Below are 22,450 nucleotides of genomic sequence, written 5' to 3'. Positions count from 1 at the left end.
TTGTAGTTTATTAGTGTTAAATTTCTGTAGTAAGAACCAAGTAATAAAATTTGAAAAATTCCACCTTAGCCTACACATTAGAATGTTCAGTTGCAAGGGCAAGCATTCTTTTTAGACTGGGTAACACTTAAAGGTTTATTCTCTATCTTGTAACAAAGGAGACTTATCATCGTATAAGGTCTTAAAACAAGAAAACAATATTATGGCAGCTAAGACAAGATCACATAGTAGTACTCAATCGTTCGATTCGCTGATGGATTTTGAAGAGCATGAACTTCAGAATACATTGGATGAATTTTTGGAAGATGAAAAGAAGGAAAGTCCAAATATCTGGAACTTCGCCACTATTGCAGGGATTGCAATGTTTTTTGTGGGAATGCTTGCTATGGTGCAGACCATCGGGTTAAGTATTGGTCCGGATTTAACAAATCTTGTGACCATATTGCCATTCGTTGGTGGAGTATTGGTGACCCTCGTCGGTTTTGGCTTTTTTGTAGGCGATCGGAAAAAGGAAAAACAGGCCCAAAAGCGACAGAAAAGACAAGAAGAGCAGCGGCAAAAATCGTATCGGTATGATTTTGAAGCAGATGATGTTGATACAGAAAAGGGAGATTTTACATTAAACAATGATCTTGGCAACAAAGAGCGTAAACAACGACACAAGGGCAGTAAATACCAGTTTGATCGCTATGGCTATCGCGAAGAGAAGAAGCTGTATAAATCCCGAAGTGATAAAAAGATCTCCGGGGTTTGCAGCGGTTTAGCTAAATATTTTGGAATCAGCACAACAGTAGTCCGCCTACTGTTTGTGGTAACATTTTTTGCTGGTTCCGGAACCTCGCTACTATTGTATATTGCATTGGCTTTCGCTCTCGACAAAGAACCTACGGAAGATCAAAAGAAGTATCGGTATGATTTTTAATTAGGGATTATCAGTAGTAAAAGCATCGGGAGTAATACCCCTTGGAGGTGGGCACGGCATATATCAACGTGTGAGATCCCTCCTCGGATAAGCTATTTTGATCTAAGAAAGTCCTTGTGGCATATCAATAGACAAGGTATGCAACGTTGATTCCTAAATAGGTTAATCAATATTCCAGTTCGTTGGGCCAAAGATGATTATTATATTTAAAGCTCAAAATTGAAAATCTGAGCTAATTATACTTACGTGTTTATAACATTTGAAGGAATCGATGGAAGTGGCAAGTCAACACAAATGGGCCATTTGAAGGAAGCACTTGAACGAGAGGGGGCACGGGTTGAGGTCTTTCGGGATCCGGGTGGGCCCGAGGTTTCGGAGCGAGTTCGGGACATTTTATTGAACCCGGACTACAAGGTGGATTCCGTAACGGAGTTGTTGCTTTTTTCCGCGGCACGCTCGCAGCTGGTCGCTGAAAAGCTCTTGCCTGCATTGGAAGGCGGTGCGGTGGTCATATTGGATCGCTTCTTTGATTCTACCACGGCTTACCAGGGCTATGGCCGACAGTCAGTTCCCTTGGAAGAAATTGCTTATCTAAATCGTATTGCCAGCCACAAACGAACGCCGGACCTGACAATTTATATGAAGGTACCGTTAGGGGAGGCCAAAAAACGGATTGCTAAAAAACAGAAAGACCGTATGGAACAGGCAGGGGATGACTTCTTTCAGAAAGTGATAACCGGTTTTGATGAGATGGCCGCTTCTCACGAACGCTTCTTTACCATTGATGCTATGGAATCCGAAGAGGAAGTAAAGAAGAAAATTTGGAAGCAGGTACAGACCCACTTCTCTCAGCGATAAGATCTATAACTAAGATGTACCTATCAGAAAGTGTACAATAGGCAATAGATGTAAGCCGCCTCATGGAAAAACCGTAAATGGCCTTCGAAGTGAGCAGGGGGCTGTGGAATGGAGCGCCCGCTACGTGGAACGATTATTCTACTGGGAGCTGTAAGCTTCCCTCAAAGTTGACCATTTGAAAGTAAAGAAAATCCAGGATTTGGATGACCAACAGCGATATATTGAAAAATTAATTATCACTAAAAAGAATAATGACTGAATCAATTAACATGCAACCATATTTATCGCATATACACATCTATTTGATAACACTTCTGCTAATACCTTCAGGGATTGTAAAGGCAGAATCTGTCAAGCATGTGGAATTGGGAAAAGGTATAGAACCTTTCATTTTACAAGTGGATACGACTGATCGTACGCAGGAGAAAAAATCAGAAAAAAAACTTGATACACTAACACGTCTCAGCTATAACAATCCGGATCTTACCGTTCCAACAGGAAAAGATACGGGGATCAAACATTTAAAAGTTTATTATGAGGAGGGACGGTTTGCCGGATGGCCGGCTAATAATGGAATATGGAGCTGGGGAGATGAAATACTTGTCGGATTTGTCGAAGCTGCCCATAAAGAAACAGAAGGTTTTCATACTTACGATAAGAAAACAACTCGCAATAAATATGCCCGCAGTTTGGATGGAGGACTCACATGGGATATTGTAGATGCATATGATATTGGCCAAACAGGTTGGGCTTATGATAATAATTTGTCTGATGAAGAGTCAGAAGAGCCTGTCGATCTTAAAGAACCGATGGAAGACTTCACGAACCCGGGTTTCATCATCACGTGGATGAGAGATAACTATCATAATGGTCCTTCAATATATTATTATTCGAATAACAGAGGTCATCAATGGCATGGACCATATAATTTTCCGGATCTTGATACCCATGGCATTGGGACCCGTACAGACTATTTAGTAGATGGGCCGCAAGAACTGAGTACTTTTGTTAATGCTGCCAAAGAGAATGGCCGGGAGGGCCGGGTGGCACATATCAGGACCACGGATGGAGGGCTGACCTGGGAGCGTGTTTCATGGATTGGGGAAGAACCAGAAGGTTTTGACATTATGCCTTCTACCGTTCGGTTATCTTCGACGGAATTGTTTACAGTAATGCGAAGCCGGGAACCAGAGCCACGCCGCGATTTCTTAAAAGCGTTTCGATCAACGGATAATGGGAACTCATGGCAGGAAGAAACCAATCCCGTCTTTGATACGGGTAATGGAGGCTCTCCTCCGGCGCTGGTAAAAATGGATGATGGTCGATTTGCCTTAGCCTACATTTATCGTAGTGACTATGGATCAAGAGTTCACCTGAAGATAAGTGAAGATGAAGGAAAAACCTGGAGCAATGAAATAACCCTTCGAAGCGGAGACGGGGCAACCAAAGATGTAGGCTATCCCCGGATGATTCAGCGTTCGGACGGCAAATTAGTCGTGATATACTACTGGAATAATGCCCTGCAAGAGGATGCGGAACCCTATCGCTATATCGCCGCCACTATAGTTGATCCGGATAGGTATAAATAAAGCCTTTGCTAAAGATGAGTAAGTAATTTTATATCGGAATAGGCGTCGGAACCGGATTTCCCAGAGCTGGTATTTTTGATCCAAACGGAACAATGGTATCTATGGCTTCCCATCCTATAAAAATGTGGTACCCCAATGTCTTTTTTTCTGTATCACTAATTCAGCGCGAGGTTTTATAATTCTGCAACCAGCCGTACGATTTATCTATTTTGGGATGTCACCAGCTGTAAAGATGCACGGCTTAAAGGGTTACCCCTATTAAATTTTTAGCAGGAAAAGCAGTGATGGCAGGATTTTTATTGATACTTCTTTGATGTGCTAAATTTATTAAAAAATCGCCCCGATATTTAACGCGAAATTAATTGCTGATTAGGCAAAAAATGTGTAATTTTATCGCATTGTGGGTGAATCCTACTTTCGAACTGGAAAAATCTTCTTTTTCATCGTTTCAATTAGTAACTTTAACCAATCTCGAAGTACATACAATTATGGCGCACGAAAGAATTGATGTTGACCTGCCCTTAGCCAAAGTATATGAATATTTAAGTGATCCAACCTACTTTCCTCACTTCTTTGAACGAATCGATCGAGTTAATAAAGTAAATTCTCAAACTTTTGAGTTCGCAACTCTAATGGGAGGCGAAGAATTCCATTGGACCACAAATATCATTGACAACTTGCGCAACACACGGTTTGCATGGATTACAATTAATGGTAATCTAAATCAAACCGGAACGATCCGCTTTACTCCCCTTGATAACGGTGAACGTACACGTGTCGATTTCAGCCTTGATTATCGAACGTTCTATGGGGAGCCGGATGAAGAATTGGCTAAGTTCATTCAGGGGCTACCAGCACAAATGAAAAAAGACCTGCAGCGCTTTAAGGAAGAAGCCGAATCTAATACTTTTAAAGAAAAAGTAGATGCGACGCTTGCTGAAATGGAAGCCGCAATTGAAGCTGAGGCCGAAGAAGAGGAGGCCGCTGCATAGCCACTAACTTCTTTATAATTTAAATGCGCACTTTTTGAAGTGCGCATTTTTTTTGTCAACATATTTTTGATTTATCATGACCTTATCTTCTTTCTTGAAGAGTAATAAGGCTCAAAACCCACATTATGTGTTGTTTGGGAACCCTGTTGAGCACAGTCTGTCTCCCCAGATGCATAATACTGCGCTTGAGTTTTATAATATTGATGCCCGTTACTACGCTATTCAGTTACAGTCAAATGAGCTAAGCCAGCTGGCTTCCTATTTAAATTACGATGCTTTTTTAGGGGCCAATATTACTATCCCCTACAAGCAGCTCATAGCCGACTATCTTGATACCGTGGATCCCACGGCACAGGCCATTGGGGCTGTTAATACTATTGTAAAAGAAGGTTACCGGGTAAAAGGATTCAATACGGACGTAGGTGGCTTTTTGGACCCTCTGCAGTCTTATATTGGGTCCCTTGAAGGCGGCAGAGCAATCATTTTTGGAACAGGTGGGGCTTCCCGGGCTTTGGTGGCGGCTCTCAGCGAAATCGGGATGCAAGAGGTTTATCTCGTTTCAAGGAATCCATCCCGTTCGGATGCTTTTTCTGCTCACGATCACGTTTCTGTCATTTCGTATGATGCATGGCCCTCATATGCTTCCGAAACCAGCCTCTTTGTAAATGCTACACCGTTAGGAATGGATCCCAAGGTAGATACTTCGCCGGTCGATGAACAGGAAGCGCATTATGTATCGGATAGCGTCTGTTATGACATCGTCTATAATCCCTTGCAGACAAAGTTTTTGCAGTTGGCCGAAGAAGCAGGAGCAACAACGATCGGGGGATTAGAAATGTTAATACAGCAAGGCAGCCGCTCCTTTGAACATTGGACCGGCCGATCTTTTCCCATTGAAAAAATTCGCAACCTGTTACATGAGCAGTTCCAGCACTAAACTTTCGCTTATACAGCCCTCAATGTTGGATCAGGATGAATCTATTAACATCTGGTTCACGTTTAAAAATGAGCACCACTATTTTCCAGAAAGTAGAATTAACGGTTTGAATTTGGGCTTTAACACTCTTGATTCGGAGGCGGCAGTGACCCAAAATCGGTCACTGCTGTTGTCTGAATTGAACCTCGATTCGGAATGGGTGGCCTATGCCGATCAGGTACATAGCAACAGGGTACAGGTAGTTAGCGAAGGGGGAACCTATTCATCTACCGATGGTCTTGTTACCACGCTACCCGGTCTTACACTTGCTATACAGGTAGCAGACTGTGCGGCGGTCTTGATTTGGGATCCTATTAATTATGTGATTGGAGCATTTCACGCAGGGTGGCGGGGAACGGTATCAGATATTGTGCCGAGAGGCATTGCGTTAATGCTTCAGCAAGGAGCTAAAAGGGAACAGTTGCGAGCGTTTATCAGCCCATGTATTTCACTACAAAATTTTGAAGTTGGCCCGGAAGTGGCCGAACAGTTTCCGGATAAGTATGTGGATTGGGATAGTTATACCAAGCCCCATGTCAATCTGAAGGGCTTTCTCCATACACAACTGGTGGATGAGGGATTAAATGAGGAAAGTATTGAGATTCATCCGGCGTGCACCATCGAGAATGCCCAAAAATTTTACTCTTATCGTCGCGAGGGCGAGAGAAGCGGCCGGATGATGGGCATCATCCAGATTTCAAGATAATGATAACCTGAAGATTAGATACTGTGAGAGTTTCCTTTGCACCGGGCTATTATGCACCGATTCCGGATGACCATATTTTCCCGATGAAAAAGTTTACCGGACTTCATCGGTATCTAATTGAACAGGATATCATCCATGAAAGTGATATCGTTGCGCCCTCACCCGTTGATATCACCAGTCTTTGCACGGTGCATACCAATCGATATACGAATGGTATTGAAGAGGGCACGCTCAATGATAAAGAAAAGCGCCGGTTGGGGCTTCCATGGTCCAGGCGGTTAGCACTCCGGTCACGGCTGGCCGTACAGGGCACCATCAATGCCGCCTTGATGGCTTTGCAGGATGGTATTGCAGGGAACCTGGCGGGTGGCACCCATCACGCTATGCCCGATTTTGGAGAAGGTTTTTGCGTTTATAACGATGTGGCGGTAGCCATCCAGGTATTGCGGCAATCGATGTGGGCCCAAAAAATTATGGTTATAGACTGCGACGTACACCAGGGGAACGGGACGGCCGAAATTTTTAAAGAAAATCCGGATGTGTTTACGTTTTCACTGCATGGAGCCAAGAATTATCCCTTTAATAAGCCGCCTTCTTCTCTGGATATTGGTCTGCCGGATGGCACCAAAGACGAAACGTATCTAAATACGCTCGGAGACGCCCTGGATAATATTTTTGAAGAATTTGAGCCGGATTTAGTGTTTTATTTAGGAGGAATAGATCCATTGGAAAGTGATCACTTTGGCCGACTTGCTCTTACGCTTAACGGCTTGCAGAATCGTGATGAAATCGTCATCCGAAAAGTAATAAGCCACGATGTGCCGCTGGTTCTTCTGCTTTCCGGTGGGTATGCGCCAACCTTAAAGAAGACCGTGTTGGCACACGCACTAATGTTTGAGACAGCACAACAATTACTGAATTAATGTAACGTTTTGATAAACGTCCGACACAGGGCAGAATTCAATTCTGACTTGTATAGGTTTTTGTCTATCTTCGGAACTCTTTTGAACTGAAATACAAGATTTTTGAGTCCTAAAAACATCGTCATACTTGGTTCTACCGGATCGATCGGTATGCAGGCATTAGAAATATTTCGCCAGCATCCCGATCAATTTAGAGTATTGGCGCTCAGTTGCAACAGCAGTTGGCAAAAGCTGGCTGAACAGGTCAATGAGTTTCGCCCAGCCTACGCTTTTGCAGCGCAGAAAAAGCATCTAAAAAACCTTGAAAAGGCCATAACTCATTCTGAGACCACGTTACTTTGCAAGAGAAGTGATCTCTTGGATCTGGCTTCTCTGGATGAAGCTGATGTGATTCTCAATAGCTTAGTCGGTTTCAGCGGCTTTGCGCCAACGATAGAAGCTTTGAGGTCAGGGAAAAGAGTGGCGTTGGCTAACAAGGAATCATTGGTAGTGGGTGGTGGATTGATCAAAGATATTATCGGAGATCGTCAGGACCAACTAATTCCGGTAGATTCTGAACACAGCGCAATGTTGCAGTGCCTGGTGGGGGAAGAGGTGGAAAATGTAGAAAAGCTGGTGATTACGGCCAGCGGTGGCCCTTTTCGCACCTGGACTAAAGAACAGATGCAAAAAATAACGGTAGAAGATGCATTGGATCATCCCAATTGGTCGATGGGAGCGAAAATTACCATCGATTCGGCAACGATGATGAACAAAGGCCTTGAAATTATTGAAGCCCATTGGCTATTCGATATCCCGTTGGAACGCATTGAAGCAGTCGTTCATCCGCAAAGTATCATTCACTCGGTAGTAACATTTAATGATGGCTCCAGCAAAGCGCAATTGGGACCACCTACGATGAAGGTGCCTATTTTATATGCACTTACCTATCCTGATCGGGAACCGCTGGAGGTGCCACGGCTGGATTGGCAACAAGCTTTTGATTTGACCTTTGAACCGGTCGACTACGACCGATTTCCCTGTCTGGGATTAGCTCTTGAGGCTGCCCGAACCAGCGGACTGGCACCAGCTATCTTGAATGCGGCCAACGAAGTAGCCGTAAGTCGATTTTTAGATAGCGAAATTTCGTATATTACGATTCCCAAAATTATTAGTTCTTGTTTGGAAGAACTAAACAATTCGGCAACTCTTTCGTTAGATACTCTCAAGAACATTGATAAACAAGCCAGGGATCTGGCACGAACTATTTAAACAGTACAGATATATTTCATGGAATGGATTTTAGGTTTATTATCAACACTCGCAATTTTTGCAGCGGCCCTGCTTATACTGGTATTTGTCCATGAGCTGGGTCACTTTTTAGCAGCCAAGCTTTTCGGTATGCGGGTTGAACGATTTTCATTAGGGTTCCCGCCCCGAATCTTTGGTTTCCAGAAGGGCGAAACGGATTATTGTATCGGTGCTACGCCATTGGGCGGCTACGTAAAGATTACCGGTATGATTGATGAAAGCATGGATACCGATCATCTGGATGAAGAACCCAAGCCGTGGGAGTTCCGCTCTAAACCAGTGTGGCAGCGGATTGTCGTCATTACAGCGGGAGTCATCTTCAATATGATTTTAGCCGTAGCTATTTATGCCGGTATAACCTACAGTATGGGAGAGAATAAGATAAAACTGGATAGCATAAATGGTATTTATGTGGCTGAAGGCTCTTTGGCCGATCAGGTGGGCTTCCAAACTGGTGATAAACTGGTGGGCGTGAATGGTGAAGAGGTTCCGTATTTTAATGACCTGTTTGCCCCGGAGAATGTGATGGCTTCCGATTTAAGTTACACCGTTCTGCGTAATGGACAGCAAGCCCAGATCGCTATTGCTGATAGCATGATTAACGATATTGGCAAAGAGGGACTCATTGGTTTGGAAAACCTCTTGCCGAGTAAAGTAAGAAGCGTAGTTTCTGAAAGTCCGGCCGAAAAAGCAGGCTTGAAAGCGGGAGATCAAATTACATCAGTAAACAACCAAGAAGTGGGTTACTGGTTGCAGCTTGTTGAAATGATAAACAGTGCTGAAGACTCGCTCACTCTGGGTGTTAACAGAAATGGAGAAATGCTTTCTTATACCGTAATGCCAGACGCTGACAATAAGCTCGGTATATATGCCCCAAATAATACAGATAGCCTTTTCGAGGTTGAGAGTTTCAGATATGGCCTCTTTGAATCGGTCGATAAAGGGGTAGAACGCACGAATTCTACCTTGGTGGGTATTGTAAAAGGATTTAAGAAAATGTTTACCGGTGAACTTGCCGTGAGCGAAAGCCTCGGTGGACCGGTTGCTATTGCCAATGTAACCAAAGAAGCTACGGACCGCAGCGGCTGGCTGGGTTTCTGGAATATAACGGCTTTTTTAAGCGTTACGCTGGCCATTATGAACATTCTGCCCATTCCGGCTTTAGATGGCGGACACCTGATGTTTTTAATCTATGAGGGGGTCACCCGTCGGGAGCCGTCTCCCAAAGTACGGATGTGGCTGCAGCAGATCGGATTTTTGATCCTTCTTGGCATTATTATTTTTGCCACTTTTAATGATATTCTCAGACAATTCGGCTAAATATCAGATTTATGTTTGCACGTGAGGGGTACACCACAATATTCGTAACGACGCTATTTGCAGTCATCGTTAGTGTAGGGGCTTCCTACATGGATCACTGGACGGCATACATCATTTATGCAGGCATGATTCTGTTGGTAGCATTTATCCTTTATTTCTTCCGCGATCCCGATCGCAATATTACGCCTGGTGATAACCTGGTACTTTCTCCCGCCGATGGAAACGTTGTGCAGGTTAAAGAAGTTGAAGAGACTTACTACATACAGGGGCCTGCAACACAGATTAGTATTTTTTTGTCACCTTTAGATGTACACGTTAATCGTTTGCCAATTAGCGGGGAATTGGAATTTCTGGAATACCATCCCGGAGTGTATCTTATGGCATGGGATCATAGAGCCTCCGAATTGAACGAACGCGCTGACTTCGGAATTAAACATGTCACGGGCACCAAAGTGTTTTTTCGGCAAATTACCGGATTTCTGGCCCGTCGAATTGTGTATCATATTGAAAAAGGCGACCAGCTTAAGGCAGGCAAACGCTTTGGAATGATGAAATTCGGTTCCAGAATGGATATACTTGTCCCGGCTGATATAGCCATTAATGTAAAAGAAGGTGATAAGGCGGTAGCCGGCGAAACAATTTTAGCTACGATTAACTCCTAAGATGAAATACCCAATACAGAAATGGAAGAAATTCCGAAGTCGCAGGAAAGAACGGAAGAAAAAAAGGCGGCCACGTAAACCGATTCCAAGGATCGTGGTACCCAGCTTTTTTACGTTGATGAATCTTTTTTGTGGTTTCTTGGCTATTATCAGCATATCGGAAGGTCGACTTTTCTTTGGGGCTTGGCTCATCGTTTTTGCGGGGCTTTTTGATGCCCTGGATGGTTTTATGGCGCGCCTTTCAAATGCAACCAGCCAGTTTGGTATTGAGCTTGACTCTATTAGTGATGTAGTATCGTTTGGGGTAGCCCCTGGATTTTTACTTTATACCTTTGGCCTGGCAGAGATGCCACTTGTGGGCATCATTCTCAGTGCATTGCCTCCGCTTTGCGGCGCTGTAAGGTTGGCTCGCTATAATGTGGATACCCAGGAAAGCCGCAAGGATTATTTTAAGGGCTTACCTATTCCGGCGCAGGCCATTATGATATCTGCTTTTTACCTTACGTTCTACAATCGGCTGGAAATGTTTCTGGATCTCAAATATGGACTCAATACGGTATTGATTCCAGTGATTGTGCTCCTCTCATTCCTGATGGTAAGTACTATTCCATTTGATAAAATACCCAGTTTTGATAAAAAATCCGTCAAAAAGCATAAGGGGAAATTAGCCCTCTTTATTTTTTATGGTATCCTTATCCTTTTTTTCCAGGAAGTTGGATTAATGATTGTCTTTTCAGCTTTTGTGCTGAAGGGGATCATCATCGGTGGTATCCTATTTTACCGGGAAGCATTTAGTAATGGGCCCGATATACCCGGAGAAGATCCTTTTTAACACATCCTGAGGTACTAAGGTAGGGTAAGTATTTTGAACAGAATAAGTGGAAGTATTTATTTTTTTGCTTTTAGGAAAAACGGCTGTTATCTTCTTGCCTCATGAAAAAATCAGCTCATAAAAACAGTAATTGGTGGTGGCCTGTGTTGAACTACATACAGGCAGTGGCACGATTGTGAGTTAGATTTACGACAAAGAATTTTATACGAACCCACTGCAGGAAACTGGAGTGGGTTTTTTTATTTTTCAACGGGTTTTGATTAAAGGAGCACCAATATGGATATCAAAGAGTTTAAAAAATTAGCAAAAAATTATACGGCAATTCCGGTATATCGGCCATTGATGGCCGATGTTTTAACACCGGTTTCCCTCTTTCTAAAGCTTCGCCAACAGGGGCAATATCCCTTTTTGTTAGAATCGGTTGAAGGGGGGGAGCAGTTGGCCCGCTATTCCTTTTTGGGGCGTGATCCGTATCAGGTATTAAAATATGATGGATCTGCAGTAACATTACAGCAGGATGAACAAATTGACACCCTAGATCAGTCATATTTTGAAGCGCTTAAAGACCTGACGACCCAACACAGCGAGCCCGATCTTCCTAATTTGCCTCGATTAACCGGTGGAGCTGTTGGCTTTTCATCCTACGATACGGTTCGGGAAATTGAAGATCTGCCCCAAACCACTGAGCAGGATATTGATGTTCCTGAAGCTATTTGGGCTTTTTATGATGAGGTCTTTGCCTTCGATCATGTTAAGCAGCAGGTTATCATTATCAAGACCGTATTTGTGGAGGACTCCTCCGATATTTATGAGCGGTATAATCAGGCTCAAAAACGCCTTGATGAGCTTGAGAAACTGATCCATAAGCCGGTACCAACTTCTAAGTCATTCTCGATTGATCCGGATAAACTTCACAGCAACGTGGGAATGTCGCAGTTTGAGAAGATGGTGGAAAAGGCTAAGGAATATGTCTATGAGGGAGATATCTTCCAAGTGGTGCTTTCACAGCGTTTTGAAACTGACTTTGAGGGCGATCGCTTCATGCTTTATCGCGCACTTCGGATGGTTAACCCTTCGCCATACTTGTTCTTTTTGGATTTCGAAGATTTTGCCCTCGTAGGCTCCTCACCGGAGGTGTTGGTTCGCGTGCAGGATGAAACCGCCCAGCTGCTGCCCATTGCCGGTACTCGCCCCCGTGGGCAGACCGATGAAGAAGACCGGGCATTTGAGGAAGACCTAATGAACGATCCTAAAGAGATTGCAGAACACGTGATGCTCGTGGACCTGGGGCGGAACGATCTGTCCAGGGTTTGTCAGCCGGGCACGGTTAAACCGGTCCGAGAGCAGGTAATAGAACGTTACTCCCACGTCATGCACATCGTCTCTGATGTGAAGGGGAAGCTGGCTGACGATAAAGTTTCGGTGGATGCGCTTATGCAGTGCTTTCCGGCCGGAACAGTCAGTGGCGCACCCAAAATTAGGGCTATGGAAATTATTGACGAACTGGAACCCACAAAGCGTGGTCCTTATGCGGGCGCTGTGGGCTATTTTGACTTTTCCGGTAACATGGACACCTGCATTGTGATTCGAACCATGCTGGTAACAGACTCGAAAGTTTACATACAAGCAGGAGCTGGAATTGTGGCAGACAGTGATCCCCAGAAAGAATATATTGAGACCAAGAATAAAGCCGGCGCGCTGGTGGAGGCGCTCAGTGTGGCGTTGTCAATAAGGGATTAGAAATTAACTATCATTGCATTTGCCAATTGAATTCAGTGGCAATAAATAACATATAACTCTCTTGTCATCCCGGACTCCGATCCGGGATCTCGTGGTGGTAGTGTACATTGATCTGCTTCCAACTTATATCAACGTTTCTCAGCTTTAGGAGATCCTGAAACAAGTTCAGGATGACAAGAAAGTTGTTATCGACCACTAAACGCGTTTATACATACTGAAACATTAACCAAGAGTTAATTTTGTACTCATGAAAACCATTTTATCGGGCATACAGTCATCTGGAAAATTACACCTTGGCAACTATTTTGGGGCACTCCGTCAGCATATCCAGATGCAGGAGCAAGGAGATGCCTTTTATTTTATTGCCAATTACCATTCGTTGACCTCCATAAATGAGGGGGAAGAAATCCGGAATAATACTATTGATATCGCCCTTGATTACCTTGCCTTGGGGCTTGATCCCCAAAAGTGCACTTTTTTTGCACAGAGCGACGTACCGCAGGTTACGGAATTAGCATGGATTTTAGGCACCTTTTCTCCGGTGAGCTTGATGGAAAAAGGGGTGGCCTATAAAGATAAGGTAGCCCAGGGCGCCAAGCCGAATATTGGATTGTTTACTTATCCCATTCTGCAGGCCGCCGATATCCTGATTTATCATTCGGACCTGGTGCCGGTAGGGCAGGACCAGAAACAGAATATTGAAATTTGTCGCGACCTGGCCGGTAAGTTCAACCACAATTACGGGGATGAATATCTAAAGCTTCCCGAAGAGCATATTGTTGAATCAGTAGCGGTGGTGCCCGGCGTTGATGGTCAGAAAATGAGCAAATCTTATGGAAATACCATCGATATTTTTGATGAGGGCAAGACGTTAAAGAAAAAGGTGATGTCGATAGAAACTGATTCCACACCACTTGACGAGCCCAAAGATCCGGAGAGTTGTAATGTGTTTGCGCTTATTAAGCTATTTGCTGATGAAAGCAAAAAGCAAGAGATTGCCGAGAAGTACCGGGCCGGTGGATATGGCTACGGACATGCAAAAAATGAGCTTTTGGGTATGATTGAAGAGTATTTCGCTGAAGCACGCGCTAATCGGAAAGAATTGGCTAATGATCTGGATACCGTCAGAGATATCTTAAAAGAAGGCGGCCAAAAAGCCCGGGAACGTGCCGAGGAGGTCATGGAGCCTATCCGTGAGGTTACAGGACTCATGAAAAGCTATACCTATTCCAGTAATTAATGAAGGCAGTATTATGATATTGATCATCGACAACTACGATTCTTTTACTTATAACCTGGTTGACATCGTGGCGCGGCATACCGACGACTATCGGGTGGTGCGCAACGATGCGCTAACGGTGGAGGGAGTTCGGCAGTTAAATCCGGATAAGATCCTGATTTCGCCTGGTCCGGGGCGTCCAGCTGATGCCGGCATTACTGAGCCCGTCGTAAAAGAGTTGGGCACTGAGATCCCAATTTTAGGCGTTTGCCTGGGGCATCAGGCTATTGGCGAAGTGTTTGGCGGTAAGATAATTCATGCCCCCAAGTTGATGCATGGAAAAACATCTACTATTGAGCACGACAATCAGTCTGTTTTTAGAGGCATTCCTAATCATTTTACGGCTACACGTTACCATTCTTTAATTCTGGATCCCGATAGCATACCTGATGAGCTGGCAGTAACAGCACGGAGTGATGACGGGATTATCATGGGAGTCAGGCATCATAAATACCCTATCGAAGGGATACAGTTTCATCCGGAAAGTATACTCACGGTCGAAGGAGTAAACATCATTAAAAACTGGCTTGAACAGAAAGTACATCCAAAGCAAAGGGTATAATAAATTTAGATAAAACAATTAACTTCATAGTATATAAAAGATTATGGGTTTTAGTGAAATTTTAGATAAGCTGATTTACCATGGCGATCTATCTTCGGAAGAAGCCGAGAGAGCATTGCAGCTGATTATCTCTGGCAAGGTAGAGGATGAACGTGTGGCCGGATTTTTAACCGGTATGCGTATGAAGGGAGAAACCATTGAAGAGCTCACAGCATTTGTCAAAGTGATGAGAGAAGCATCCATCAAGCCGGAAGTTGAGGTGAACGGTGCTATCGACCTGTGTGGAACCGGTGGTGATTCATCGGGTACATTCAACATTTCAACGGCTTCTATGTTTGTTGTTGCCGGGGCGGGAGTGCCGGTGTTGAAGCATGGGAATCGCAGCGTCTCCAGTAAAAGTGGTAGTGCAGACGTCTTAGAAGTTTTAGGTGGTGTTGTTGATCTCCATAAAGAACAGGTAGAGCAGGTTTTTGAAGAAATTGGGCTGGTCTTTATGTTTGCCCCTAATTTTCATCCGGCTATGAAGCATGTGATGAAAGCACGTCGCACGCTGGGCATTCGGACCTTTTTCAATATTTTGGGGCCTTTGCTAAACCCTGCGGGTGTACAGCGGCAGATGATTGGGGCCTACAGTAAAGATATAGCGTGGAAAATCGCTCGTATTTTAGCGAATTTGGATACTGACTTTGCCTATACGCTGAATGCTCATGACGGGCTGGATGAAGTAAGCCTGAATGCGCAGACGGAAATTTTTGAACTTAATAGAAAGTTGGTTAAGAAGGCCACTACGTTTGATCCCCGCTCCCTTGGGTTTGATTGGGTTGAGATGGAGGACCTGCAAGGAGGCGATGCTGAAACAAATGCTGAGATTATTCGATCCATAATGGCAGGGAAAGCAAAAGAGGCTCAACGAAACATTATTTTGCTTAACGCTACATTTGGTATTCATGCCGCAGGGAAAGTAGATCATCTGACGGAGGCCAAAGAGCTGGCAGAAGAGAGCCTGGATTCAGGAGCTGCGCAGAAAGCCCTTGAGCAATACGTAGAAGCGACAAACGAAGCCGCCCTGGAGGAGTAGTCGGATGCCAACCATACTTGATGAAATCGTAGAACAGACGGCCCGGGATCTTGGCAAGCGAAAGAAGAAAATCAGCTTTAAGGATTTTGAATCCTTTGAATGCTATGAGCAGGAGGCACGCGATTTTAAAAAAGCGTTGTCCTCATCTCCTGATGTGGCTATCATAGCGGAAATCAAAAAAGCTTCGCCATCCAAAGGGCTTATAAGAAAGGATTTTAATCCTCGAGAAATAGCCGGTCAATACCAGGAGGGAGGAGCTTCGGCCATCTCCGTACTAACGGATGAACCAGCCTTTAAGGGGAAGCTTGAATATCTAGAAGAAGCTTCACGAGAAGTTTCTATCCCATTGTTGCGCAAGGATTTTATAATTGATCCATACCAAGTAAAAGAAGCTAAGGCTTATGGGGCAGATGCTGTGCTATTGATCGCTACCGTCACCGAAGGGCAGCAACTTGATGAGTTATTGCATGCGGCCCGCGAGTTTGGTGTGCAAGCTTTGGTGGAGTGTTATTCGGAGAATGATTTAAAGAATGTTACCTTTGAGTTAGTTGATATCTTAGGCGTGAATAATCGTGATTTGCGTAATTTTGAAGTTGACCTGCACCGGGGCGTTGAGTTGTTGCAGCAGGCCCCCGAGGGAACCGTACTTGTATCCGAAAGTGGATTGAGTAGTGCCGAGAATCTGAAGTTTCTTTTTGATGAAAAAATAGATGCGGCTCTTATTGGCGAATATTTTATGCGTCAGCCTAATCCAGGGAAAGCAGTGAGCAATATGAAAAAGCAATTACAAAAGTTAATTACGGAGACAGAATAGACAACTATGTTTGCAGATCCGGAAGAACGAACAAAAGTTAAAATTTGTGGACTGACAAGCCTTGAAGACGCTCGGTTTGTATCTGGGGCTTTGGCCCATTATGTGGGATTCATTTTTTATGAAGATAGTCCCCGTCACATAACCCCTGCCAAGGCTGGAGCAATCATCAACTGGGTGGAGGGTCCGGAATGCGTGGGCGTGTTTGTTGATCAGCCATTGGACGACGTCAACATGATTAGCCGACAGACAGGCATCGATTATGTGCAGCTGCACGGCAATGAAAATCCCAGTTATTGCGAGCTCGTGGAGAAGCCCATTATCAAGGTCATCCACATAACAAAAGATACAGATGCGGATGAACTTACCGATCGTATTGAACCCTACCTGGATGTGGTTGATTACCTGCTTTTCGATACCAAAGTTGATGGCAAATGGGGAGGCACAGGACAGGTTTTTGACTGGTCGCTGTTGGATGATATAACCAACCATGTTCCGTATTTCTTATCCGGTGGGCTAAATCCTGATAATATTCAGCAGGCTTGTAAAGAAGTACACCCCTACGCTGTAGATGTAGCCAGCGGACTCGAAAGCGCGCCCGGTGTTAAAGATTTTGATAAGGTTGAAGCCTTTATGGAAACGATGCGAGACATCTGGGATAAACAGGAGATAGGAGAGTTGTAAATTATCTAAATGATTTATTTATAATATTACATACCAATTACTTAGTAAGTTTACTTAAAACATTTGAAGGATAATATGAACTACGATTTACCAACAAAAAGTGGTTACTTTGGGAGGTTTGGAGGAAAATTTGTTCCCGAAATATTGATGCCCGTACTTGAGGAACTGGAAGAAGCCTATGATGAAGCATGGCAGGATGAATCATTTCGGGACGAATATCTCGACCTGTTACACAACTATGTAGGCCGACCAACAAAGTTGACTTTTGCCAATCGGTTAACCGAGCATTATGGGCGGGCCAAAATATATCTCAAACGCGAAGATCTCTGTCATACCGGAGCCCATAAAATAAATAATGCCATTGGGCAGATTCTGCTGGCTCGTCGGATGGGCAAAGATCGTATTATTGCGGAGACAGGGGCCGGTCAACATGGGGTAGCAACAGCTACAGCTTGTGCAAAATTTGGTGTTGAATGTATTGTGTATATGGGCGCCGAAGATATGGAGCGGCAGAAGCTCAACGTCGAGCGGATGCGCTTGCTGGGGGCGGAAGTCCGTTCCGTAGAGAGCGGTTCTCAAACCCTCAAAGATGCCACGAACGAAGCGATTCGCGATTGGGTAACCAATGTTGAAGATACCTTTTACATCATCGGTTCGGTGGTGGGGCCGCACCCATACCCCAAGATGGTACGAAACTTTCACAGAATTATTGGGGATGAAACTAAGAACCAACTGACAGAAGCAGAAGGCCGCAACCCGGATTACCTCCTGGCGTGCGTGGGCGGTGGATCAAATGCGATGGGCATTTTTTATCCCTTTGTGGACGATGAATCTGTCAAAATGTACGGTCTGGAAGCGGCCGGCCTGGGAGCCGATACCGACCAAACAGCGGCCACGCTTACCATTGGTGAACCGGGGGTCTTGCACGGCTCACTGAGCTATCTGCTGCATGATAAAGAAGGTCAGATTCAGCTGGCCCATTCCATTAGCGCCGGACTCGATTATCCCGGAATTGGTCCTGAGCATGCTCACTTGAAAGATTCTGGTCGTGTAACCTATGTGGGTATTACGGACAAACAGGCCATGGAGGGGGTGAAGCTGCTTTCTGAGCTCGAAGGTATTATTCCGGCGCTGGAGACCGCGCATGCGGTTAACTATCTGGATGAACTGATGCCCAAAACCTCGAAGGATGAAGTTGTTGTTCTGAACTGTTCGGGGCGGGGAGACAAGGATATGGGTACTATCTCAAAAAATTTATAGGATAACGCTGTACTAAATTTAGAAACTACGACTGATGATTAAGACACAAAATAGAATAGCGACACTTTTTGAAGAACGCGATGATTCCTCAAAGGTGATGAGCCTTTTTCTGACGGCTGGATATCCCGATCTGGAATCGACGGTTGATTTAATTTTAGGACTGGAGGAAAACGGGGCAGAGCTAATTGAGCTGGGAATGCCGTTCAGTGATCCACTGGCCGACGGTCCTACGATCCAGCATTCCAGTAATGTGGCGATTGAAAATGGCATTACGATGAACGCTATTTTTGAGATGGTAGGCGAAGTGCGTAAACAATCCGAGATTCCCATCATACTTATGGGCTACATTAATCCGGTGATGCGGTACGGTATTGAACGCTTCTGCAAAGAGGCAGGGGAAGCGGGGGTAGATGGACTTATTATCCCGGATATTCCCATCGAAGAATCCCAAATTATAACCGATCATGCCGATGACAATGGCCTCTCGCTTGTTTATCTGGTAGCACCGAATACTTCTGATGAACGCATGCGACAGATTGATGCCCAGTCAAAGGGATTTGTATACTGTGTATCCGTTACGGGGGTTACCGGGGCTCGTGAAGGTGATGAAGTGGCGCGTTCAGTACAGCGGTTTATCAGCCGTGTGAAGGAAAATATAACGCAGAATCCCAAGATGGTTGGGTTTGGTATTAAATCGTATGATGATGCCCAGCGTATCGCCGCCGATATGGACGGCTTTATTGTAGGAAGCGCGCTCATCGATACAATTCGGGAACATTATCCTGCCGAAGGGTGGAAAGATGAAGTGTTTGCTTTTGTTCATTCCTTGAAGTATGATAAGTCTTAATTATTAACAATGGGCTTTGCAAAGCTTGACTTTTCATCCTGAATCAAGTCTGGAAACGAGGTTAGAACGATAAGGCGGGCGAGTTATGCAAAGCATCCAAACAATGATTTAGATATTTTATGAAGACTTTTTGCAAGCTTAGTATTTTATTGCTGATAGCCACTATCTGGGTTTCATGTGATGGAGATTATCGTCAAAAAGCCCGGGGCGGTTTTGGAGAGGCAGTGGTAATTATGGATTCCACCGAGTGGAAGAGTGAGACTGCTGAAGCCCTGCGCCAAACCTACGGAGAGGGCATTGCTACCCTTCCAACCTTACCCCTTGAACCTCTCTTTGATTTACAATTCCGCGATTTTAAAAATAATGATGAGCTGGAGCAGCTGAAAAGATTTAAAAATATAATTATTGCGGCCCCTATTGATGACAGCACGAACACCGCCGAATGGGTACGGGCGTTGCTCAGCGATGAGGTGGAAAACCAGGTTCGCAATGGCGAATCCTTCGCTTTTCCATTACAAAATAAATGGTACAAGGATCAGTGGACGATGATTCTGACGGCTCCAACTGATACGGCGTTGGCCAGACAAATCCAGAACTCAGAAAAGACCCTGACCGATAATTTATTTGAAAAGGAGTTCCAGCGCTGGAATGAAGAAGTCTATGGACAGGGCGAGCAGGTAGAATTATCTGACAGCTTGTGGACCAACCACGGCTGGAAAATCCGCATTCAGCACGACTGGATCAAAAACATTGACACTACCTATACCGAAAATGGTGAAGAGAGCCATTTTCTAACGATGCGAAGGGTATTGCCGGAAAATAATCGCTGGTTCTGGGCCTGGTGGAAAGATGATGTACAGGATATCTCTTACCTTGATGATAATTGGATTAATTCGAAGCGCGACTCGCTTATGAAAAAGTGGATTCGCGGTTCACGCGACAGTTCCTACGTGACAACCGAATATGGTCGACCGGTGGAGACAGAAGTTTTTGAAATGGATGGCGACTTGACCCATGAAACACTTGGGACTTGGAGGATGACAAAAGATGCAATGGGGGGACCTTTTGTAAATTTCACCATTTATGATGAAGAAGCCGATCGGCTATTTATCTTGGAGTTTGGTCAACATGCTCCCAAGTTTAAGAAACGTCGGTTTGTACGCCAGTTCAGGACCATGTTACGAACTTTTACCAGTGATTCGACTTGGCAGGCAGGGGCAACACAGGCCAGGGTGGAAAACTAAGTGTCGACTAACAACCCTTCCAAGCACGCTTTCATAGATAAGGAACTTAAGAAACGCAAGCGGGCCAATCGGTTTCGAGGACTGGAGCCGATTGAACCCGTTAATGAAGTCTGTATAAATAATGGAAGTCAAACGTTAGTCAATTTTAGCAGTAACGATTACCTGGGGCTTTCCAAGCATCCTCAAATTATTGAGAAAGCCCGGGAGTACACCCAAAAATATGGAGCCGGATCAACGGCTTCTCGCCTGGTCAGTGGTACCTATCATATCCACCAGCAGTTGGAAGAAAAAGTCGCGCGCACTTTTGGTTGGGAAGCTTCCCTGGTATTCAACAGTGGGTTTCAGGCTAATAGTACCATTATTAGTACGCTGGCCGATCGGCATGCTCTAATTCTGGCAGATAAGCTGAGCCACAACAGTTTATTACAGGGCAGTATTGCAAGCCGGGCCACTTTTCGTCGTTTCGAGCATAATTCCTTAGATGACTTGGAAGACAGGCTGGAGCAGGCTCAAGATGAAAGTTATTCACGTATCATCGTGATTGCTGAAACATTGTACAGTATGGATGGCGATCGCAGTGATGTTGAAGCCTTGGGGCAACTCACTGATCAATATGGTGCGTTTTTGTTTATCGATGATGCTCATGCCGTGGGGGTATGGGGACCGCAAGGCTTGGGTTTGGCATATGGTGTTCCGGGTGTTGATCTCGTATTGGGGACCTGTGGAAAAGCGTTTGGCAGTTTTGGAGCCTTTGCACTATGTAGTAAAAAAATGAAGCAGTTCTTGATTAATTTTTGTCCCGGATTTATCTATACCACGGCTCTCCCGCCCCCGGTGATTGGCAGCATTGAAGCGGCGCTTGACGTTATTCCCACACTGGATACAGCACGCAAAAAGCTGCGGAAAAATATTCAGTTAATGAAGTTGGGTATTGAAGAGGCAGGTTATTCAACCGGGCTATCTCAGTCCCAGATTATACCTGCGATAATTGGCGATGATCGTGGAACAATTTTACTGGCAGACCATTTTAAAGGAAATGGATTCCTGGCAGTAGCCATACGTCCGCCTACCGTTAGCAAAGGGGAGGCCCGCATTCGGGTAACATTGACGGCTCAACACACCGAGAAACAAATTGCGAACTTTTTAACTGTATTGAACGATTGGAATTATGACTGATTGCGACATTATTGCTTTCCACGGATGGGGCTTTGGACCTCGATGTTGGAAGTCTTGGGAAAAAGGTCTTTCAAATTTTGGAACCTTTCAATCTTACAACAGGGGATATTTTGGATCTTCAAACGGGGAAATTCCCTTACCGTCCACTGACCGAAAAACCGTACTAATTGCTCATTCTTTTGGTCTCCACTGGATAGATGAAACACTTCTTGAAAGGGCAAATTTGTTGGTCATCCTGGGAGGTTTCCTTCAATTCCACCCGGTCGCTGCACAATATAAACGACGATCTCGTACGATCTTAAAGCAGATGAGGAAGCAATTTGAGGCTTATCCGGAGAAGGTTTTAAGTAATTTCTATGCCGACTGCTATGCTCCGCAAGAAGTTGAGAACGATGAAATTGGTGAATTGAATCATCAGTTATTGTCCGAAGACTTAGAATGGCTGGATGAATCTTTTGTGGCAGCAAAGCAGCTGAAAAATGTCAATAAAATATGTATCATCCATGGGTCTGATGATCATATTGTGCCCAAGAGTAAGGGGCGGGAGCTTTTTAATCAGCTTCCCCAAAATGCGCGTTATTTTGAAATAAAGAAAGCTGGTCATGCAATTCCTATCACACATCACACCCAATGTTTGGAATTTATCTATCCTGAAATTGAGTTGTTAAAGAATAAAGTAGACCAGTTGTAAAGATATAT

General features: G+C 44.6%; 22 protein-coding genes. All 22 read left to right on the top strand.

Translation table 11 applies throughout. The annotated features are described in order from the left end of the window. Positions 1-202: 202 nt before the first annotated feature. The 22 genes from J6I44_RS10170 (at position 203) to J6I44_RS10065 (ending at position 22,442) form a co-directional block, all read left to right on the top strand. On the top strand, positions 203-922 hold the full coding sequence (locus J6I44_RS10170) for a PspC domain-containing protein (RefSeq protein WP_265765987.1): 720 nt from the start codon (positions 203-205) through the stop codon (positions 920-922). 246 nt (positions 923-1,168) lie between these two features. Beyond that, entirely contained in the window at positions 1,169-1,780 is a 612-nt protein-coding gene (tmk, locus tag J6I44_RS10165; protein ID WP_265765986.1) for a dTMP kinase, read from the top strand. A 359-nt stretch (positions 1,781-2,139) separates the two neighbouring features. After that, the gene (locus tag J6I44_RS10160) at positions 2,140-3,369 is read left to right on the top strand and encodes an exo-alpha-sialidase (RefSeq protein WP_265765985.1); all 1,230 of its coding nucleotides are present in this window, start codon (positions 2,140-2,142) and stop codon (positions 3,367-3,369) included. Between the two features lie 488 nt (positions 3,370-3,857). After that, positions 3,858-4,361 (top strand): SRPBCC family protein, encoded by a 504-nt coding sequence (locus J6I44_RS10155; protein WP_265765984.1) that lies wholly within the window; start codon positions 3,858-3,860, stop codon positions 4,359-4,361. Positions 4,362-4,437: 76 nt separating this feature from the next. Beyond that, positions 4,438-5,298 (top strand): shikimate dehydrogenase, encoded by an 861-nt coding sequence (gene aroE, locus J6I44_RS10150; RefSeq protein WP_265765983.1) that lies wholly within the window; start codon positions 4,438-4,440, stop codon positions 5,296-5,298. Further along, the gene (gene pgeF, locus J6I44_RS10145) at positions 5,279-6,043 is read left to right on the top strand and encodes a peptidoglycan editing factor PgeF (RefSeq protein ID WP_265765982.1); all 765 of its coding nucleotides are present in this window, start codon (positions 5,279-5,281) and stop codon (positions 6,041-6,043) included. The genes aroE and pgeF overlap by 20 nt, the downstream gene beginning before the upstream one ends. A gap of 23 nt (positions 6,044-6,066) precedes the next feature. Then, a complete protein-coding gene (locus J6I44_RS10140; RefSeq protein WP_265765981.1) occupies positions 6,067-6,966 on the top strand; it encodes a histone deacetylase family protein in 900 nt (299 codons plus the stop codon). Positions 6,967-7,068: 102 nt separating this feature from the next. After that, the gene (locus J6I44_RS10135) at positions 7,069-8,217 is read left to right on the top strand and encodes a 1-deoxy-D-xylulose-5-phosphate reductoisomerase (protein WP_265765980.1); all 1,149 of its coding nucleotides are present in this window, start codon (positions 7,069-7,071) and stop codon (positions 8,215-8,217) included. 18 nt (positions 8,218-8,235) lie between these two features. Further along, complete coding sequence (rseP, locus tag J6I44_RS10130) at positions 8,236-9,576, top strand: RIP metalloprotease RseP (RefSeq protein WP_265765979.1); 1,341 nt, start codon at positions 8,236-8,238, stop codon at positions 9,574-9,576. Between the two features lie 11 nt (positions 9,577-9,587). Further along, on the top strand, positions 9,588-10,238 hold the full coding sequence (locus tag J6I44_RS10125; RefSeq protein ID WP_265765978.1) for a phosphatidylserine decarboxylase family protein: 651 nt from the start codon (positions 9,588-9,590) through the stop codon (positions 10,236-10,238). Position 10,239: 1 nt separating this feature from the next. Then, positions 10,240-11,070 (top strand): CDP-diacylglycerol--serine O-phosphatidyltransferase, encoded by an 831-nt coding sequence (pssA, locus tag J6I44_RS10120; RefSeq protein ID WP_265765977.1) that lies wholly within the window; start codon positions 10,240-10,242, stop codon positions 11,068-11,070. Positions 11,071-11,346: 276 nt separating this feature from the next. Beyond that, positions 11,347-12,810 carry an anthranilate synthase component I gene (gene trpE / locus J6I44_RS10115; RefSeq protein WP_265765976.1) on the top strand — a complete coding sequence of 488 codons (1,464 nt, stop codon included), beginning with the start codon at positions 11,347-11,349 and terminating at the stop codon, positions 12,808-12,810. Between the two features lie 247 nt (positions 12,811-13,057). After that, positions 13,058-14,050, top strand: a complete 993-nt coding sequence (trpS, locus tag J6I44_RS10110; RefSeq protein WP_265765975.1) for a tryptophan--tRNA ligase — start codon at positions 13,058-13,060, stop codon at positions 14,048-14,050. A gap of 13 nt (positions 14,051-14,063) precedes the next feature. Continuing rightward, positions 14,064-14,651, top strand: coding sequence for an anthranilate synthase component II (locus J6I44_RS10105; protein ID WP_265765974.1), 588 nt, complete (start codon positions 14,064-14,066; stop codon positions 14,649-14,651). A 43-nt stretch (positions 14,652-14,694) separates the two neighbouring features. Continuing rightward, the gene (gene trpD / locus J6I44_RS10100; RefSeq protein WP_265765973.1) at positions 14,695-15,729 is read left to right on the top strand and encodes an anthranilate phosphoribosyltransferase; all 1,035 of its coding nucleotides are present in this window, start codon (positions 14,695-14,697) and stop codon (positions 15,727-15,729) included. A 4-nt stretch (positions 15,730-15,733) separates the two neighbouring features. Then, complete coding sequence (gene trpC, locus J6I44_RS10095) at positions 15,734-16,543, top strand: indole-3-glycerol phosphate synthase TrpC (RefSeq protein ID WP_265765972.1); 810 nt, start codon at positions 15,734-15,736, stop codon at positions 16,541-16,543. A 6-nt stretch (positions 16,544-16,549) separates the two neighbouring features. After that, positions 16,550-17,224, top strand: coding sequence for a phosphoribosylanthranilate isomerase (locus J6I44_RS10090; protein WP_265765971.1), 675 nt, complete (start codon positions 16,550-16,552; stop codon positions 17,222-17,224). Positions 17,225-17,299: 75 nt separating this feature from the next. Next, the gene (gene trpB / locus J6I44_RS10085; protein WP_265765970.1) at positions 17,300-18,484 is read left to right on the top strand and encodes a tryptophan synthase subunit beta; all 1,185 of its coding nucleotides are present in this window, start codon (positions 17,300-17,302) and stop codon (positions 18,482-18,484) included. A gap of 34 nt (positions 18,485-18,518) precedes the next feature. After that, positions 18,519-19,331, top strand: coding sequence for a tryptophan synthase subunit alpha (gene trpA, locus J6I44_RS10080; protein WP_265765969.1), 813 nt, complete (start codon positions 18,519-18,521; stop codon positions 19,329-19,331). Between the two features lie 119 nt (positions 19,332-19,450). Further along, positions 19,451-20,575, top strand: coding sequence for a DUF4837 family protein (locus J6I44_RS10075; protein ID WP_265765968.1), 1,125 nt, complete (start codon positions 19,451-19,453; stop codon positions 20,573-20,575). Next, the gene (locus J6I44_RS10070; protein WP_265765966.1) at positions 20,576-21,751 is read left to right on the top strand and encodes an aminotransferase class I/II-fold pyridoxal phosphate-dependent enzyme; all 1,176 of its coding nucleotides are present in this window, start codon (positions 20,576-20,578) and stop codon (positions 21,749-21,751) included. Further along, complete coding sequence (locus tag J6I44_RS10065; RefSeq protein WP_265765965.1) at positions 21,744-22,442, top strand: alpha/beta fold hydrolase; 699 nt, start codon at positions 21,744-21,746, stop codon at positions 22,440-22,442. The genes J6I44_RS10070 and J6I44_RS10065 overlap by 8 nt, the downstream gene beginning before the upstream one ends. Positions 22,443-22,450 lie beyond the last annotated feature (8 nt).

It is taken from the genome of Fodinibius salsisoli, assembly GCF_026229185.1.
Lineage (GTDB): Bacteria > Bacteroidota > Rhodothermia > Balneolales > Balneolaceae > Fodinibius > Fodinibius salsisoli.
This window is presented reverse-complemented; position numbering and strand designations above follow the sequence as displayed.